This is a genomic window from Nocardioides silvaticus (genome assembly GCF_003160695.1).
Classification (GTDB): Bacteria; Actinomycetota; Actinomycetes; order Propionibacteriales; family Nocardioidaceae; genus Nocardioides; species Nocardioides silvaticus.
On record NZ_QGDD01000002.1, the window covers coordinates 282637 to 297749 of the forward strand.

Genomic DNA, 15113 nt, shown 5'->3' on the forward strand with positions numbered 1-15113 from the left:
CTGGGAGGATAGGCCGCATGCGTCAGTTCGCGTCGATCATCCTCGTCGACCCCCGCGGTCGGGTGCTGCTGCAGGAGCGGGACGAGCACCCGGCGATCGACCCGGAGTGCTGGGGTTTCGTGGGTGGTCACGTCGACCCTGGGGAGGAGCCCGACGGTGCCGCCTACCGCGAGCTGGCGGAGGAGACGGGGATCCACGTCGAGCCGCCGGGGCTGGAGCCCTGGCAGGCGTTCTCGATCTACCACGAGGCCTACGGCTCCGTCGACGACGTGCGGATCTACACGGCGGCGACGACGCTCACCGATGCCGACGTCGTCGTGGGGGAGGGACGACAGATCGTGTTCGTCGACCCGGCTGCCCTGAACGGGCTGCCCCTGACCGCGGCGGCCGGGATGGTCCTTCCGGAGTTCCTCGCCTCGGACCGCTACCGCGCCCTGTGCGGGTGACCGGCGTCGCGCCGCCGGCGAAGAGGCTCCTCGACCGCCGACGGCATAAACTCGCACCCATGTCACACCTCGACCGGATCGCCACGCCCCGCGACCTGCGGGACCTCTCCGAGGACGAGCTGACGACCCTCGCCAGCGAGATCCGCGACCTGTTGATCCGCACGGTCGCGACCAACAGCGGACACCTCGGGCCGAACCTCGGCGTGGTCGAGCTGACGCTGGCGATCCACCGGGTCTTCGACAGCCCGCGGGACAAGGTGGTCTTCGACACCGGTCACCAGGCCTACGTGCACAAGCTGGTCACCGGGCGCGCGGCGGACTTCGGGACGCTGCGCCGCGAGGGCGGCATCAGCGGTTACCCGAGCCAGGCGGAGTCGGAGCACGACATCGTTGAGAACTCCCACGCCTCGACCGCGCTCAGCTATGCCGACGGCATCGCCAAGGCCTACGCGATCCGTGGCGAGGACCGCCACACCGTCGCCGTGATCGGCGACGGGGCGCTCACCGGCGGCATGGCCTGGGAGGCGCTCAACAACATCGCGATCGCCCGCGACTCGCGGCTGGTGATCGTCGTCAACGACAACGGCCGTTCCTACACCCCGACGATCGGGGGGCTCGCCACGGCGCTCACCGGGCTGCGCACCAACCCGCGCTACGAGCAGGTGCTCGAGCTGGTGAAGAAGCGCGTCAACGCCGTACCCGCCGTCGGTCCGGCCGCCTACGACGCCCTCCACGCGGTCAAGAAGGGCCTCAAGGACGCCCTCGCGCCGCAGGGGCTGTTCGAGGACCTCGGCCTGAAGTACGTCGGCCCCGTCGACGGCCACGACCGCCCGGCGATGGAGCAGGCCCTCCAGCAGGCCAAGAAGTTCGGCGGCCCGGTCATCGTGCACGCCATCACCCGCAAGGGCTTCGGCTACGACCCGGCCGAGCGGCACGAGGCCGACCAGTTCCACGCACCCGGGCCGTTCGACGTGCAGACCGGCGCCGAGAAGCCCAAGGGCCCGATCTGGACCGACCACTTCGCCGACCACATCGTGCAGATCGGCGCCCGTCGGCCCGACGTCGTCGCGATCACCGCGGCGATGATGCACCCGGTCGGGCTCGACAAGTTCCAGGCCCGCTTCCCCGAGCGCACCTTCGACGTCGGGATCGCCGAGCAGCACGCGGCCACGTCCGCAGCCGGACTCGCGATCGGCGGCCTCCACCCCGTCGTCGCCGTCTACGCCACCTTCCTCAACCGCGCCTTCGACCAGGTGCTGATGGACGTCGCGCTGCACAAGTGCGGTGTCACCTTCGTGCTCGACCGGTCCGGCGTGACCGGCGACGACGGCGCCAGCCACAACGGCATGTGGGACATGTCGGTCCTCCAGGTGGTGCCGGGCCTCCGGCTCGCGGCGCCCCGCGACGTCACGCGGATGCGCGAGCTGCTCGACGAGGCGGTCGAGGTCGCGGACGCACCGACGGTGGTGCGCTTCCCCAAGGGTCCGCCGCCCGCCGACATCGAGGCGGTCGACCATGTGCAGGGCCTCGACGTGCTGGCCCGTGACGGCAAGCGGGACGTGCTCGTCGTCGCGGTGGGCGCGATGGCCGGCACCGGCGTCGAGGTCGCGGAGCGGCTGTCGGCGCAGGGGATCGGCGTCACCGTCGTCGATCCGCGCTGGGTGAAGCCGGTCAACCCGGCGCTGGTGGCGCTGGCCGCCAAGCACCAGCTGGTCGTGACGATCGAGGACAACGGCGTGGTGGGCGGCGTCGGCGCCGTGCTCCTGCAGACCCTCTCGGCCGCCGGCATCGACGTGCCCGTGCGGATCCACGGCATCCCCCAGGAGTTCCTCGACCACGCCAAGCGCGCGGTCATCCTCGAGCGGATCGGCCTCTCGGCGCAGGCGATCGCCCTCGACATCGTGCACGAGATCGCCGGCACGGAGACGCACGGCACCGCCGCCGCGGCGGACCACCGGACGCTCCTCGATGCCGACCAGAAGCACTAGGTGGATGCGCCGAGCGCGTCTCCGGCGGTGGCACCGGGTGTTGGCCGACCGTCGTCGGCTTGCGGGCAGGTGACCGGTGCCACCGTCTCCCGCCGCGCCGCCGGCTAGCAGCCGGGTCCGCCGCGCGGTCGCGACCTTCCTGCTCGTCCTGGCCGCGCCGCTGCTCGTCGCGTGCGGCGACGAGCCGCCCGCCGCGACCTCCGACCCCGAGGCCGGGGTCGTCGACGCTATCCAGCAGACGCTTCGGCAGCGGGCCCGCGCGCTCGTCGGCCGGGACCGGCTGCGGTTCGACCGCACCTACGCCCGGCGCGACGCCGACTTCGCGGCCGAGCAGGGCCGCTACTACGGCAACCTCGAGCAGCTGCCGATCGAGACCCTGCGCTTCGAGGTGTCGCACGGCTCGCTCGAGCCCGACGGCGACAGCGACGCGTACTGGGCCGTGGTCACCGTCCGCCTCCAGCTGGAGGGGTACGACGTCGCGCCCGTCATCACCCGCGACCGCTGGCGGTTCGCGCCGGCCCGTGACGGGCGGCGCTACCTGGTCACCGCCACGACCGACCCGGAGTGGGGCCGCGCCGGACCGCAACCCCAGCCCTGGGATCTCGGCGAGATCGAGGTGCGGGACGGACCCGGGGTGCTCGCCGTCCTCGACGCCGGCACCGTCGTCCACGCCGACGAGGTGATCGACTCGGTCTCGGAGAGCCGGTTCGCCGTCCGCTCGGTGCTGCCGGTCGACATCGACGACCCTGGCGGGGTGGTCGTCTACGTGCTCTCGGACGGCGCTTTCCTCGACTCGCTCGACGGGCTCCCCGTGACCGACCCCGACCGCCTCGACGGCGCGACCGTCCCCGTGCCGCGGGACGCGGAGACGGGCGGCGGGAAGGTGGCGTCGTACCGCATCGTCCTGAACCCGGACGTCCTCGACGGGGACGAGGAGGGGCTGGACCGGCTGGTGCGCCACGAGCTCACCCACGTCGCGGTGGGCGACCGCGGCCGCGGCGTGCCGCTCTGGCTCAGCGAGGGGCTCGCGGAGTACGTCTCGGTCCGTCCGATCTCGCCCTCCGCCCGGCGGCTGCAGACCGACGCCCTGAGCCTCGCCGCGTCCGGCGTCGACCGGCTGCCCGCCGACGAGGATTTCGCCGGCGAGGACGCCGAGGGCTGGTACGCCGTCTCGTGGTGGGTGTGCGAGTACGTCGCCGCCAACTACGGCGAGGACGCGCTGTGGGCCCTGCTCGACGGGCTCGCCGGCGGGGCGGACCAGGAGAGCGTGGTCTCGGAGCAGCTCGGGATCAGCACCACCGACCTGGTCACCAACGGCGTCGACCTGATGACCCGCACCTACTCCTGATCCGGACGGGCGACCCGGTCAGTATCGTTTGTCCGTGACCTCATCCTCGCGCCTGGTGCACATCGTCGACGACGTGCCGGAGCTCGCGGGGGTGGAGGAGCTGCGGATGGTCGTCGCGCTCGACGGATTCCTCGACGCCGGCAACGCCGGCGCGATCGCGTGCCGGCACCTCGTGGCCGAGGGTGCCGACGTCGGCGGCGGAGTGGTCGTCGCGACGTTCGACGTCGACCAGCTCCACGACTACCGGGCGCGCCGGCCACCGATGTCGTTCGTCCGCGACCACTACGAGGGCTACGACCCGCCGCGGCTGGTGGTCCGGCTGCTGCGCGACGAGGGCGACACGCCGTACCTCCTGCTGCACGGGCCCGAGCCCGACATCCGCTGGGAGGCGTTCTGCCGCGCCGTGCTCGAGGTCGTCGAGCGGTTCTCGGTCAGCCTCGTCGTCGGCATCGGCTCCGTGCCGATGGCAGTGCCGCACACCCGGCCGATCGCGATCACCCACCACGCCAACAACGCCGAGCTCCTCACCGGCACCAGCCCGTGGCGCGGCGAGCTGCGGATCCCCAGCAGCGCGCAGGCGCTGCTCGAGGTGCGGCTCGGGGAGTGGGGACGCGACGCCCTCGGCTTCGTCGCCCACGTGCCCCACTACCTCGCGCAGCTCGACTACCCGCGCGCGTCGCACGCGCTCCTCGAGCAGGTCGAGCTCGCCGCCCGGCTGACGATCGACCTGGGCGGCCTGGCCGCGCAGGCCGACGAGCGCGAGGAGGAGATCGCCCGCTACCTCGCCGCCAACGCCGAGGTCGGCGACGTCGTCACCGCGTTGGAGCAGCAGTACGACGCGTTCGCGCGAGCCGAGGAGAGCGGGACCAGCCTGCTCGCCGAGGACCAGCCGCTCCCCACCGGGGAGGAGATCGGACAGCAGTTCGAGCAGTTCCTCGCCGGCCTCGAACATCCCGACGACAGCGGAGGCAACCAGTGAGCGAGCGGGCGAGCAGCGAGGCGACCCGGCGGCTGGTGTCGCTGCTCGACCTCGAGGAGCTCGACACCGACCTGTACCGCGGGCGGCAGCCGGAGTCGGTGCGGCAGCGGGTGTACGGCGGCCAGGTGGCCGCCCAGGCGCTCATCGCGGGCACCCGGTCGGTGGACGCGGGCTTCCACGTCCACTCGCTGCACTCCTACTTCCTGCTGCCCGGCGACTACAACGTGCCGATCATCTACGACGTCGAGCGGATCCGGGACGGCCGGTCGTTCGCGACCCGACGGGTGCTGGCCCGCCAGCACGGGCGGCCGATCTACTACCAGTCGCTCAACTTCCAGCGTCCCGAGGACGGGCTCGAGCACCAGGAGCCGATGCCCGAGGTGAAGTCGCCCGACGAGGGCGTCAACATGCTCGACCTGATGGAGGAGAGCGGCGGCGAGGGTGAGGCCCTCAAGAAGGAGTGGGCCGCCCTCGAGGTCCGTTGGCTCGGCAACTCCCGTCACGGCCTCGAGCCGGACCCGAAGCACCCGTCGCGCACCCAGCTGTGGATGCGCACCGACGGGCGGCTGTCCGACGACCCGCTCGAGCACCTGGCCGCGTTCACCTACGCCAGCGACATCTCGCTGCTCGGCGCCTCGCTCGCCGCGCACGACGCCGACCCCAACAAGGTGCAGATGGCCTCGCTCGACCACACCATCTGGTTCCACCGCCCGTTCCGCGCGGACGAGTGGTGGCTCTACGACCAGTGGTCACCGTCGGCGAGCGGAGCGCGCGGCCTGTCGCTCGGTCGGGTCTACACGCAGGACGGCACGCTCGTCGCGACGGTGGCCCAGGAGGGCCTGATCCGCCAACGCACGCGCTGACGCGAGCGCTGGCGGACCGCGGCAGCGGTCAGAGCCCCGTCGTACGTCCCAGCAGGTGCGGGGCGCCCGACTTCGGGTCGACCAGCGCGAAGTCCCAGCCGGTGGCGGTCACCTCGGCGCCGAACCGCGCCTTGCCGGGCAGGAAGATGGGCTTCTTGAAGGCGACCTCGACCCGGACGGCGTCCGGCAGCCGATTCTCGAGAGCGGCGACGCACCGCGCCTTGCTCCACATGCCGTGGACGATGTGGCGCGGGAAGCCCAGCGCCTTCGCCGTCAGCGGGTGGAGGTGGATCGGGTTGCGGTCCCCGGACACCGCACCGTAGGTGCGGCCGAGGTTGTCGGGCAGGCGCCAGACCGGCCCCTTGACGTCGACCGACGCGAACGACCGCCCGGGGTCGCCGTTCTCCTTGTCGCCCCCGCCGACGCGGAGGTACGTCGAGACCGACTCCCACACGACCTCCGGTTCACCCGAGGAGCTGGCGACGGTGCCGACCACGTTCATGTCCCAAGCGCGCCCCTTGGTGCTGGCGCGCAGGTTGTCGGCACGGAGCGACAGCGAGACGGTCTCGCCGATCGCGACCGGCCGGTGCTGGGTGATCGAGTTCTCCAGGTGCACCGAGCCGATGGCCGGGAAGGGGAACGCCGAGCTCGTCATCAGCTCCATGTGCAGCGGGAACGCGAGCATGTGGAGGTAGGGCACCGGCGCGACGTCCTTGGCCGGGAAGCCGCACACCGCTGCGTAGCGGTCGACCTCCGAGCGCGTCACCGCGACGCCGTCGCGGCGGAGCTCGACGTCGGGGAGCGACCCGCCGGACTTCTTGATGCCGGGGAGCTGGTTCACACCCGGGATGGCGGGCAGCGCCGCCTTGAGCATCACGGGGACGGCCATGTCAGGCACCCAGCATCATCTGGCCGCACACGCGGACCACGTTGCCGTTGACCAGGCTGGAGGCCGGGTTGGCGTACCAGGCGATGGTCTCGGCGACGTCGACCGGCAGGCCGCCCTGCGCCATCGCGTTCAGGCGCTGGCCGACCTCGCGGGTGGCGAACGGCACCGCGGCGGTCATCTGGGTGATGATGAAGCCCGGGGCGACGGCGTTGATGGTGATGCTGTCCTTCAGCTCGTCGGCCAGCGAGTCGACCAGGCCGATGACGCCGGCCTTCGACGCGGCGTAGTTGGTCTGGCCCACGTTGCCGGCGATGCCGGCGATGCTCGCGACGCCGACGATCGATCCGCCCTCGTTGACGACGCCCTGGTCCAGGAGCTCGCGCGTGATTCGCTCCGGGGCCGTCAGGTTCACGCCCAGGACCTGCGCCCAGCGGTCGCCCTTGTCGTTGGGGGCCATGTTGGCGAGCTTGCGGTCGCGGGTGATGCCGGCGTTGTGCACGACGACGTCGACGCCGCCGTGCTTCTCCGCGAGGTGGTGGGCGATCCGCTGGGGGGCGTCGTCGCCGCTGATGTCGAGCGTCAGCCAGTCGCCGTCCAGCTCCTTCATGAGGGTCTGCAGCTCGCTCGCGGCCTGCGGGACGTCGAGGCCGACGACCTTCGCGCCGTCGCGGTGGAGGACCCGTGCGATCGCCTCGCCGATGCCGCGGCTGGCGCCCGTGACGAGCGCGACCTTGCCGGCCAGCGGCCGGGTGTGGTCGGCGACCTCGGTGACCGTGCCCTTGCCGTGGACGCCGATGCGGACGACCTGACCGGAGACGTAGGCGGACTTGGGGGAGAGGAGGAAGCCCAGGGTGCTGGTCACGCCGGCCTCGGAGCCCTCGGCGACGTAGACCAGCTGCACCGTGCTGCCCTTGCCGATCTCCTTGCCGAGGCTGCGGGTGAAGCCCTCGAGCGCTCGCTGGGCGACCCGCTCCGGCCCGCTGGTCAGCTCGGGCGGCGTGCCGATCACGACCACCCGCGCGCAGCTGTCGAGGCTGCGCAGGATCGGGGTGAAGAAGTCGCGGAGCGCGACCAGCTGCGTGGAGTCGGTGAGCCCGGACGCGTCGAACACGACGCCCTTGATCCGCTCGCACTCGCCCGCGGTGGCGGTGGAGGCGATGCCGAGGAGGTCGAGCAGTCCGGGGAGCGACTCGGCGAGCCGGCCGGTGCCGCCGACCAGGACGGTGCCGTCGACCAGCGGGGCGCCGGCCTCGTAGCGCTCGAGCTTGGTGGGGCTGGGGAGCCCGAGGTTCTTGACCAGCAGCTTGCCGATCGGGGTCGAGACGAAGCCCTGGTACTTGTCGCTCATGATGGGGAGTGCCTCCGCGCTCAGTGTTCTTCTAGGTCCACGGGCCGGGCCCGCTCGATCGTTATGTAACAGGATGTGTAACTCTGAGTCCACATTTCGTGATCTGGCCCTCAATCCGTTCTCTGGAGCGGCCTGAGGCAGGAGGATGGGAAACATGGCTGACTCTGCTCGTTCCTCGGTACGCCGGGCCGCTGTCATCGGCGGCAACCGGATCCCCTTCGCCCGCTCCAACGGTGCCTACGCCACCGCCTCCAACCAGGAGATGCTCACTGCCACGCTCGACGGGCTGGCTGCCCGGTTCGGGCTCGAGGGCGAGCGCATCGGGGAGGTCGCCGGCGGTGCCGTCCTCAAGCACAGCCGCGACTTCAACCTGGTCCGCGAGTCTGTGCTCGGCAGCAAGCTCGCCCCGGAGACGGCGGCCGTCGACCTGCAGCAGGCGTGCGGCACCGGCCTCCAGGCCATCAACTACGTCGCCAACAAGATCAAGCTCGGCCAGCTCGAGTCCGGCATCGGGGGCGGCGTCGACACCACCTCCGACGCACCGATCGCGATCTCGGAGAAGCTGCGCAAGAAGCTGATCCAGCTCAACAACGCCCGGTCGACCAAGGACCGGCTCGCGGTGCTCGCGAGCATCCGTCCCGGCGACATCGGCCTGGCGATCCCCTCGAACGGAGAGCCCCGGACCCGGCTGTCGATGGGAGACCACCAGGCGCTCACCGCGCTGGAGTGGCAGATCACCCGCGAGGCGCAGGACGAGCTCGCCGTGACCTCCCACCACAACCTCGCCCGGTCCTACGACGAGGGCTGGCAGGACGACCTGGTCACGCCGTTCCGCGGTCTCGAGCGCGACAACAACCTCCGCGCCGACTCCTCGTTGGAGAAGCTCGCCAAGCTCAAGCCGGTCTTCGGCAAGGGCGAGGCGGCGACGATGACCGCGGGCAACTCGACCCCGCTGACCGACGGGGCTTCCGCGGTGCTGCTGGCCTCCGACGAGTGGGCCGACGAGCACGGGCTCACCCCGCTGGCCTACTTCGTGGACTCCGAGGTCGCCGCGGTCGACTTCGTCAACGGCCACGAGGGCCTGCTGATGGCGCCGGCGTACGCCGTGCCGCGGCTGCTCGCCCGCCACGGGCTGACGCTCCAGGACTTCGACTACTACGAGATCCACGAGGCGTTCGCCTCGCAGGTCCTGTCGACCCTGGCGGCCTGGGAGAGCCCGGTGTTCTGCAAGGAGCGGCTCGGCCTCGACGCGCCCCTCGGCTCGATCGACCGCAGCAAGCTGAACGTGAAGGGCTCTTCGCTCGCCGCGGGTCACCCGTTCGCCGCGACCGGCGGTCGCATCGTCGCCAACACCGCGAAGCTGCTCGCGGCCAAGGGGTCCGGCCGCGCGCTGATCTCGGTCTGCGCTGCCGGCGGTCAGGGCGTCGTCGCGATCATGGAGCGCTGACCCCCGACGCGCACGACGCACTGAGGCAGCGCCGACGGCGAGGGCCCGCCCGGGACACCGGGCGGGCCCTCTCGCGTCGGTGGGTCAGGGCTGCAGGACGTTGCGGGTGACCAGCGCGAGCGCCGAGGACACTACGTAGTCGCGGACCTGGTCGGCCGGCATCTCGCTGACCGTCGGCATGCCCGGGGCGGCCTCGCTCACGAGGATCCCGAGCCGGGCGAGCTGGAGGGCGCCGAGACCGCTGGCGTACATCGTGTTCGCCATCAGCACCGGGTCGCCCTTCACCGAGAACTCGCCGGACGCGATGCCGTCGGCGAGCACGTCGGAGAGGATCGTCATGCACGAGGTGATGCCGCGGCCGAGGCGGAACAGGGCGCCCTCGGAGATCTCGTCGAGCAGCTCGTCGCCGGGCCGCACCATCAGCGCGAGGGCACAGTCGACGAACGCCGGGTGGGCGACGCCGTAGTCGAAGAACGCGCCCACCACGGCCGCCAGCCGGTCGGTGGTGTCGTCGGTGGACCGAGCTGCGGCCGACATCGCCTCGTGCAGCTCGTCGAGGTAGCCGACGAGGGTGAGCGCGAAGAGCTCCTCCTTGCCGGTGAAGTGCCGGTAGACGATCGCGCGGTTGATGCCGACGGCGCCGGCGATCTCCTCGATCTGGACGTCGCGCACCCCACGGGAGTCGAACAGCTCGCGGGTGGCCGCGATGATCTGCTCCTTGCGCGCACGCCGGCGTGCAGCCGCCGCCTTGCGGCGTCCGTCCGTCTCGGGTGCGCGGGTCGCCATGAGGGAACTGTACGCGATGTGCAACTCAGTGTTGCAACATCGTGCGCAACGACTGGATGGTGTCGGCCTGCTCCGGCCCCTTGTCGTCGCGGTAGCGGAGGACCCGCGCGAAGCGCAGCGCCAGCCCGCCGGGGTAGCGGGTCGAGCGCTGCAGCCCGTCGAAGGCGATCTCGACGACCTGCTCCGGCCGGACCCGCACCACCCAGTCGTCCTCAGAGGTCTTCAGCTCCTGGAACCGCTCGGTCTGCCAGGCCAGCATCTCGTCGGTCATCCCCTTGAACGTCTTGCCGAGCATCACGAACCGCTCGGGGTCTTCCTCGTCGCGGGCGCCGAGGTGGATGTTGGACAGCAGCCCTCGGCGCCGGCCCGAGCCCCACTCGACGGCGAGGACGACCAGGTCGAGGGTGTATACCGGCTTGACCTTGACCCAGGAAGCGCCGCGCCGGCCGGCGGCGTACGGCGCCCCCGCCGCCTTCACGACGACCCCCTCGTGGCCGTCGGCGAGCACCTGCTCGGAGAACGCCCGCGCCACAGCGGGGTCGGTGCCCTGCCAGCGCGGCACCCGGTGCTGCTCGGGGACCAGCGCCTCCAGCGCCGACCAGCGCTCGGTCGCGGGCAGGTCGAGCAGGTCGCGACCGTCGAGGTGCAGCACGTCGAAGAAGTACGGCGTGACCGCGGTGATCCCGTCCGCCGCTGACGCCGTGCGCGACGCGGTCTCCTGGAACGGCCGCGGGCGGCCGGCCTCGTCCAGGGCGATCGCCTCGCCGTCGATCACCAGGTCGGTCGCCGGCAGCGCGCGCACCACCTCGACCACCTCGGGCAGCCGGTGGGTGATGTCGTCGAGGCTGCGGGTGGCGACGAGGACCTCCTCGCCACGGCGGTGCACCTGGATCCGGATGCCGTCGAGCTTGGCGTCGACGGCAAGGCCGACGATCCCGCCGGACTGGTCGCCCACCTTGGCGATCGCGGCATCGAGGTCGGGCGCCGAGGACGCCAGCATCGGCTGCACCGGCCGCCCCACGGTCAACCCGATGTCCGCCAGCGCGTCCGGGCCGTCGAAGGCGGCGCCGACGACGTAGGTGGCCCCGCCGGCAAGCATCGCGGCGCGGCGCACGTCGGCGACGGGCACGTCGGCCGCGGCCGCCACCCCCTCGGTCATCACCGCCTCCAGGGCGCCCTGGCGGATGTTGCCGAGGGCGACCCCCCGCAGCCACTCCTGCTCGGCGACGGTGGCCCGTCCGAACAGCGCGGCGACCGCGGCCGAACGGGCCGCCACCGACCCGGCGCCGGAGAGGGCGGACAGCTCCTCGAACGCGCCATCGACCTCGTCGACGCCGAGCGACGGCTCGGCGGCCGGCTCGGGCAGGGTCTGGAGGCTGCGCCAGCCCACCCCCGTGCGCCGCTGGCGGAGCCGCCCGCTGACGTAGGCCGCGACCAGCTCCCGCTGCGCCGGCTCGGCGCGGGCCAGCAGCCCGGCGATCAGCGCGGTCTTCTCCTTGCGCGACCGGGTGGCGGCGACCGCGGCGGACACCTCGACGACCTCGTTGAGCAGCACCGTCCAGACGCTATCCGGGACCGCCCCCAGCGTGCCTAGGCCTGGTGCGTCGCCTCGATCACGGCGGCTGTGACCGCGCCGCGGATGACCATCTCGTAGACCGCGTCGAGGTCGTCCGGGACCTCACCGAAGTAGCCGGCCGCCTCCAGCGACACGAAGCCGTGCAGGGCGGCGAAGACGGCCATCCCCGTCGGCAGCAGCCGGTCCTCGGGCAGCCCGGCCGAGCGCACCATCACCGCGAGCGCCTCGATGGTGTCGGCGGCGGCGGCGAAGAAGACCTCCGGGTCGATCGGCGGCCGGGTGATGGCGGCGTACCGCTCCGGCTTCGACCGGGCGAAGGCCCGCAGCTGGTGGCTGAGGACCCGGAGTCCGTCGGCGCCGGCGTGGCCCATCGCTGCGCGCCGCACGTGCTCGCCCAGCAGGCGCATCGCGCGCACCTGGATCAGCGAGCGGAGGTCCTCGAGGTTCGCGACGTGGTTGTAGAGCGAGGACACCCGGGTGTCGAGCTCCGCGGCGAGCGAGGTCATCGTGAGCGCGTCGTACCCCTCGCGATCGACGAGGGCCTCCGCGGCCTGCAGCACCGCCTCCTGGTCGAGGCGTGGGCGGCGGGTGTCCGGCGTCGTGCTCACGGTTCCTGCTCCCGGAATAGTGTCGTGTGTCGGCGAAAATGTTTCGTGTCGGAGCAAGAGCCTAGTGTTCTGGTCCGTGGAGGAGCCGGATGCGACCAGGGCGTGGCGTCCCGACTGGCCCTGCCCGGTCCGCCACCTCCTGCTCCAGCAGCGGCGCGGTGCGGGCGACCCGACGATGCGGCTCGCGCCGCCGGGGGAGCGCGGCCCGCACTGGCGTGCCAGCCGCACGCCCGAGGGCCCGGTCGCCCTCGCGATCCACAGCCAGGACGGTGAGGGCGAGGTGCGGGCGCGGGCGTGGGGGCCCGGGTCCCGGTGGGCCCTCGACCAGCTGCCCGACCTGCTCGGCGCCGCCGACGACTGGACCGGGTTCGAGCCCCGCCACCCGGTGGTCGCCGAGGCGCGGCGCCGCTACCCGCACGTGCGCCGCGGTCGCACGCTCCGGCCGCTCGAGTCGCTGGTGCCGTCGATCATCGAGCAGAAGGTGACCGGCACGGAGGCGTTCGCCGGCTTCCGCACGCTCGTCCGGAAGTACGGCGAGCCCGCGCCCGGCCCCGGCGCGGCCGTCGGCCTCCACGTCCAGCCCGACGCCGCGACACTGGCCGGCATCCCGTCGTGGGCGTGGCTCGGGCTCCACATCGACCCTGCCCGCTCGCGGGCCGTCGTCACCGCGGCGCGGCACGCCGACGCCTTCGAGCGGATCGCGGCGCGCGCGGACCCCACCGCCGCGACCGCGAACGCCCTCGACCGCGCGATCCGCAGCCTGCCGGGCCTCGGGGTGTGGACCAGTGCCGAGGTCCGCCAGCGGGTCCTCGGCGACAACGACGCGGTGTCGTTCGGCGACTACCACGTAGCCAAGGACGCCGGTTGGGCGTTGGTGGGACGGGAGATCGACGACCTCGAGCTCGCGGAGCTGCTGGAGCCGTGGCGCCCCCACCGGGGCCGGGTCCTGCTGCTCCTGGACGCCGCTCGGCTCCGGCGCCCGAGGCGTGGTCACCGGGCGTCACTTCGTGGACACTTGCCCGACGTGTGACGTTTTGACGTGATATCTGTTACACCGAGCAACAGGCACCCAGCGGCTCGGCCCACGAGTCGGTGAGGCCGCTGTCCTGACCGAGAAGGGGCCGCGATGACGGCAGTGTTCGCCGGCGGGCGATCGATCGTCGACAACCTTCTCGACCGAGCCAGGGCGGGGATCGTGACCGGCGGCAACCTGGTGATCCTCGGCACCGAGTCGGTGCGCTACGGCGTCACGGACATCCTCGCGCGCCGCTTCTCCTGGAGCGAGTTCCTGCTCCAGTGCTGGTTCATGACGCGGGTGTCGCTGCTCCCGACGATCCTCGTCTCGATCCCGTTCGGCGTCATCACCTCGGTCCAGATCGGCGCCGCCGCCAACCAGATCGGCGCCCAGTCGTTCATCGGTGCGGTCAACGGCATCGGGGTCCTGCGACAGGGAGCGCCCCTCGTCACCTCGCTCATGATCGCCGGCGCCGTCGGGTCCGCGATCTGCTCCGACCTCGGTGCCCGGACGGTCCGCGAGGAGACCGACGCCTTGATGGTCATGGGCATCTCGCCCATCCAACGACTGGTCGCACCCCGGGTGCTCGCGGCGCTCCTGATCGCCGCGCTGCTCACGGTCATCGTCGCGATGACCGCGATGATCACCGCTTTCGCCCTGGTCGTCGGCACCGGTCAGATCTCCTCGGGCACCTATCTCGAGTCGTTCGTGGGGCTCGCGCAACCGACGGACCTGATCCTCGCGGAGCTCAAAGCGCTCATCTTCGGGTTCATCGCGGTCGTCGTGGCCGCCCAGAAGGGCCTGAACGCCCGCGGCGGCCCGAAGGCCGTCGCCGATGCGGTCAACCAGGCCGTCGTCCTCAGCGTGATCCTGCTGGCCATCGTCAACGTCGGCATCACCCAGGCCTACGTGATGCTCGTCCCGCAGGGGGTGGCCTGAGCCATGGCGAGCCTGCAGCCACGGGCTCGCTCCCTCGGCGAACGGTTCTCCGACTCCCTGGTCGGGATGACCGACTCGGTCATGTCGGCACTGGCCACGATCGGGTACTTCGCATCCTTCGCGCTCGACGTCGTCAGGGCGATCCCGTCCACGTTGGCGCTCTACCCCAAGGAGATGTTCCGGCAGCTCAAGGACATCGCCTGGGGCAGCGGGGCCCTCCTCGTCGGCGGCGGGACCGTCGGCGTCATGGCGCTGCTGTCGGTCGCGGCCGGCACCTCGATCGGCATCGAGGGGTTCAACGGCCTGGAGATCGTCGGCCTCGCGCCGCTGACCGGGTTCATCTCCGCGAGCGCCAACACCCGCGAGCTCGCGCCGCTGATCGCGGCCATCGCCCTCGGCGCCCAGGTCGGCTGCCGGTTCACCGCCCAGATCGGCTCGATGAAGATCTATGAGGAGATCGACGCGCTCGAGGTGATGGCGGTCGACCCGATGCGCTACGTCGTCGCGACCCGCGTCGTCGCCTGCATGCTGGCGATCCTCCCGCTCTACCTGATCGGCCTCATCGGCAGCTACGTCGCGTCGCAGGTCTCGGTCGTCGTCCTCTTCGGGCAGTCACCAGGCCAGTACGACCACTACTTCTCCACCTTCATCCAGGGGCGCGACATCTTCCTGTCGGTCGTGAAGATCCTGATCTTCGCGCTCGCCATCGCCCTCATCCACTGCTGGTACGGCATGAAGGTCGGCGGCGGGCCGCAGGCGGTCGGAGAGGCGACCGGCGCGGCGATCCGCGCCAGCATCGTCTCCGTCGTCCTGCTCGACATGGTCCTCACGCTCCTCTTCTGGGGCGGCGACCCGGGCTTCCGGATCTCGGGGTGAGCTGA

The 15113-nt window shown here is 71.9% G+C and carries 14 protein-coding genes; 9 read left to right on the forward strand and 5 right to left on the reverse strand.

The genetic code is table 11. From position 1 onward, the window contains the following. Window positions 1-17: 17 nt before the first annotated feature. From DJ010_RS06185 to DJ010_RS06205, 5 genes are all read left to right on the forward strand, one after another. Window positions 18-446, forward strand: coding sequence for an NUDIX hydrolase (locus DJ010_RS06185; RefSeq protein ID WP_109692763.1), 429 nt, complete (start codon window positions 18-20; stop codon window positions 444-446). A gap of 59 nt (window positions 447-505) precedes the next feature. Further along, window positions 506-2434: a 1-deoxy-D-xylulose-5-phosphate synthase gene (gene dxs, locus DJ010_RS06190; protein ID WP_109692764.1), complete on the forward strand. Its 1929-nt coding sequence runs from the start codon at window positions 506-508 to the stop codon at window positions 2432-2434. Between the two features lie 76 nt (window positions 2435-2510). Continuing rightward, window positions 2511-3782 carry a hypothetical protein gene (locus DJ010_RS06195; protein ID WP_109692765.1) on the forward strand — a complete coding sequence of 424 codons (1272 nt, stop codon included), beginning with the start codon at window positions 2511-2513 and terminating at the stop codon, window positions 3780-3782. Window positions 3783-3816: 34 nt separating this feature from the next. Beyond that, complete coding sequence (locus DJ010_RS06200) at window positions 3817-4761, forward strand: proteasome assembly chaperone family protein (protein ID WP_245927276.1); 945 nt, start codon at window positions 3817-3819, stop codon at window positions 4759-4761. Beyond that, window positions 4758-5624, forward strand: coding sequence for an acyl-CoA thioesterase (locus tag DJ010_RS06205; RefSeq protein WP_109692766.1), 867 nt, complete (start codon window positions 4758-4760; stop codon window positions 5622-5624). The genes DJ010_RS06200 and DJ010_RS06205 overlap by 4 nt, the downstream gene beginning before the upstream one ends. 28 nt (window positions 5625-5652) lie before the next feature. On the opposite strand, the gene DJ010_RS06210 is transcribed toward DJ010_RS06205, so the two are convergent. After that, on the reverse strand, window positions 5653-6513 hold the full coding sequence (locus DJ010_RS06210; RefSeq protein WP_109692767.1) for a MaoC family dehydratase: 861 nt from the start codon (window positions 6511-6513) through the stop codon (window positions 5653-5655). 1 nt (window position 6514) lies between these two features. After that, window positions 6515-7861, reverse strand: a complete 1347-nt coding sequence (locus tag DJ010_RS06215; protein WP_109692768.1) for a 3-oxoacyl-ACP reductase — start codon at window positions 7859-7861, stop codon at window positions 6515-6517. A 154-nt stretch (window positions 7862-8015) separates the two neighbouring features. On the opposite strand from DJ010_RS06215, the gene DJ010_RS06220 reads away from it, so the two are divergent. After that, entirely contained in the window at window positions 8016-9308 is a 1293-nt protein-coding gene (locus DJ010_RS06220) for an acetyl-CoA C-acetyltransferase (RefSeq protein WP_109692769.1), read from the forward strand. 84 nt (window positions 9309-9392) lie between these two features. On the opposite strand, the gene DJ010_RS06225 is transcribed toward DJ010_RS06220, so the two are convergent. From DJ010_RS06225 to DJ010_RS06235, 3 genes are read right to left on the reverse strand one after another with little or no spacing between them, the layout of a single operon-like run. After that, window positions 9393-10094 (reverse strand): TetR/AcrR family transcriptional regulator, encoded by a 702-nt coding sequence (locus tag DJ010_RS06225; protein WP_109693128.1) that lies wholly within the window; start codon window positions 10092-10094, stop codon window positions 9393-9395. Window positions 10095-10119: 25 nt separating this feature from the next. Beyond that, window positions 10120-11649 carry an ATP-dependent DNA ligase gene (locus DJ010_RS06230; protein ID WP_109692770.1) on the reverse strand — a complete coding sequence of 510 codons (1530 nt, stop codon included), beginning with the start codon at window positions 11647-11649 and terminating at the stop codon, window positions 10120-10122. A 35-nt stretch (window positions 11650-11684) separates the two neighbouring features. Then, window positions 11685-12278, reverse strand: coding sequence for a TetR/AcrR family transcriptional regulator (locus tag DJ010_RS06235; protein ID WP_158282952.1), 594 nt, complete (start codon window positions 12276-12278; stop codon window positions 11685-11687). 76 nt (window positions 12279-12354) lie between these two features. Between DJ010_RS06235 and DJ010_RS06240 the strand changes: the two genes are divergently transcribed. From DJ010_RS06240 to DJ010_RS06250, 3 genes are all read left to right on the forward strand, one after another. After that, window positions 12355-13308, forward strand: coding sequence for a DNA-3-methyladenine glycosylase family protein (locus DJ010_RS06240; RefSeq protein WP_109693129.1), 954 nt, complete (start codon window positions 12355-12357; stop codon window positions 13306-13308). Between the two features lie 96 nt (window positions 13309-13404). Then, window positions 13405-14232 (forward strand): MlaE family ABC transporter permease, encoded by an 828-nt coding sequence (locus tag DJ010_RS06245; protein WP_109692772.1) that lies wholly within the window; start codon window positions 13405-13407, stop codon window positions 14230-14232. 3 nt (window positions 14233-14235) lie between these two features. Then, window positions 14236-15108, forward strand: a complete 873-nt coding sequence (locus DJ010_RS06250; protein WP_245927278.1) for an MlaE family ABC transporter permease — start codon at window positions 14236-14238, stop codon at window positions 15106-15108. Window positions 15109-15113: the final 5 nt, after the last annotated feature.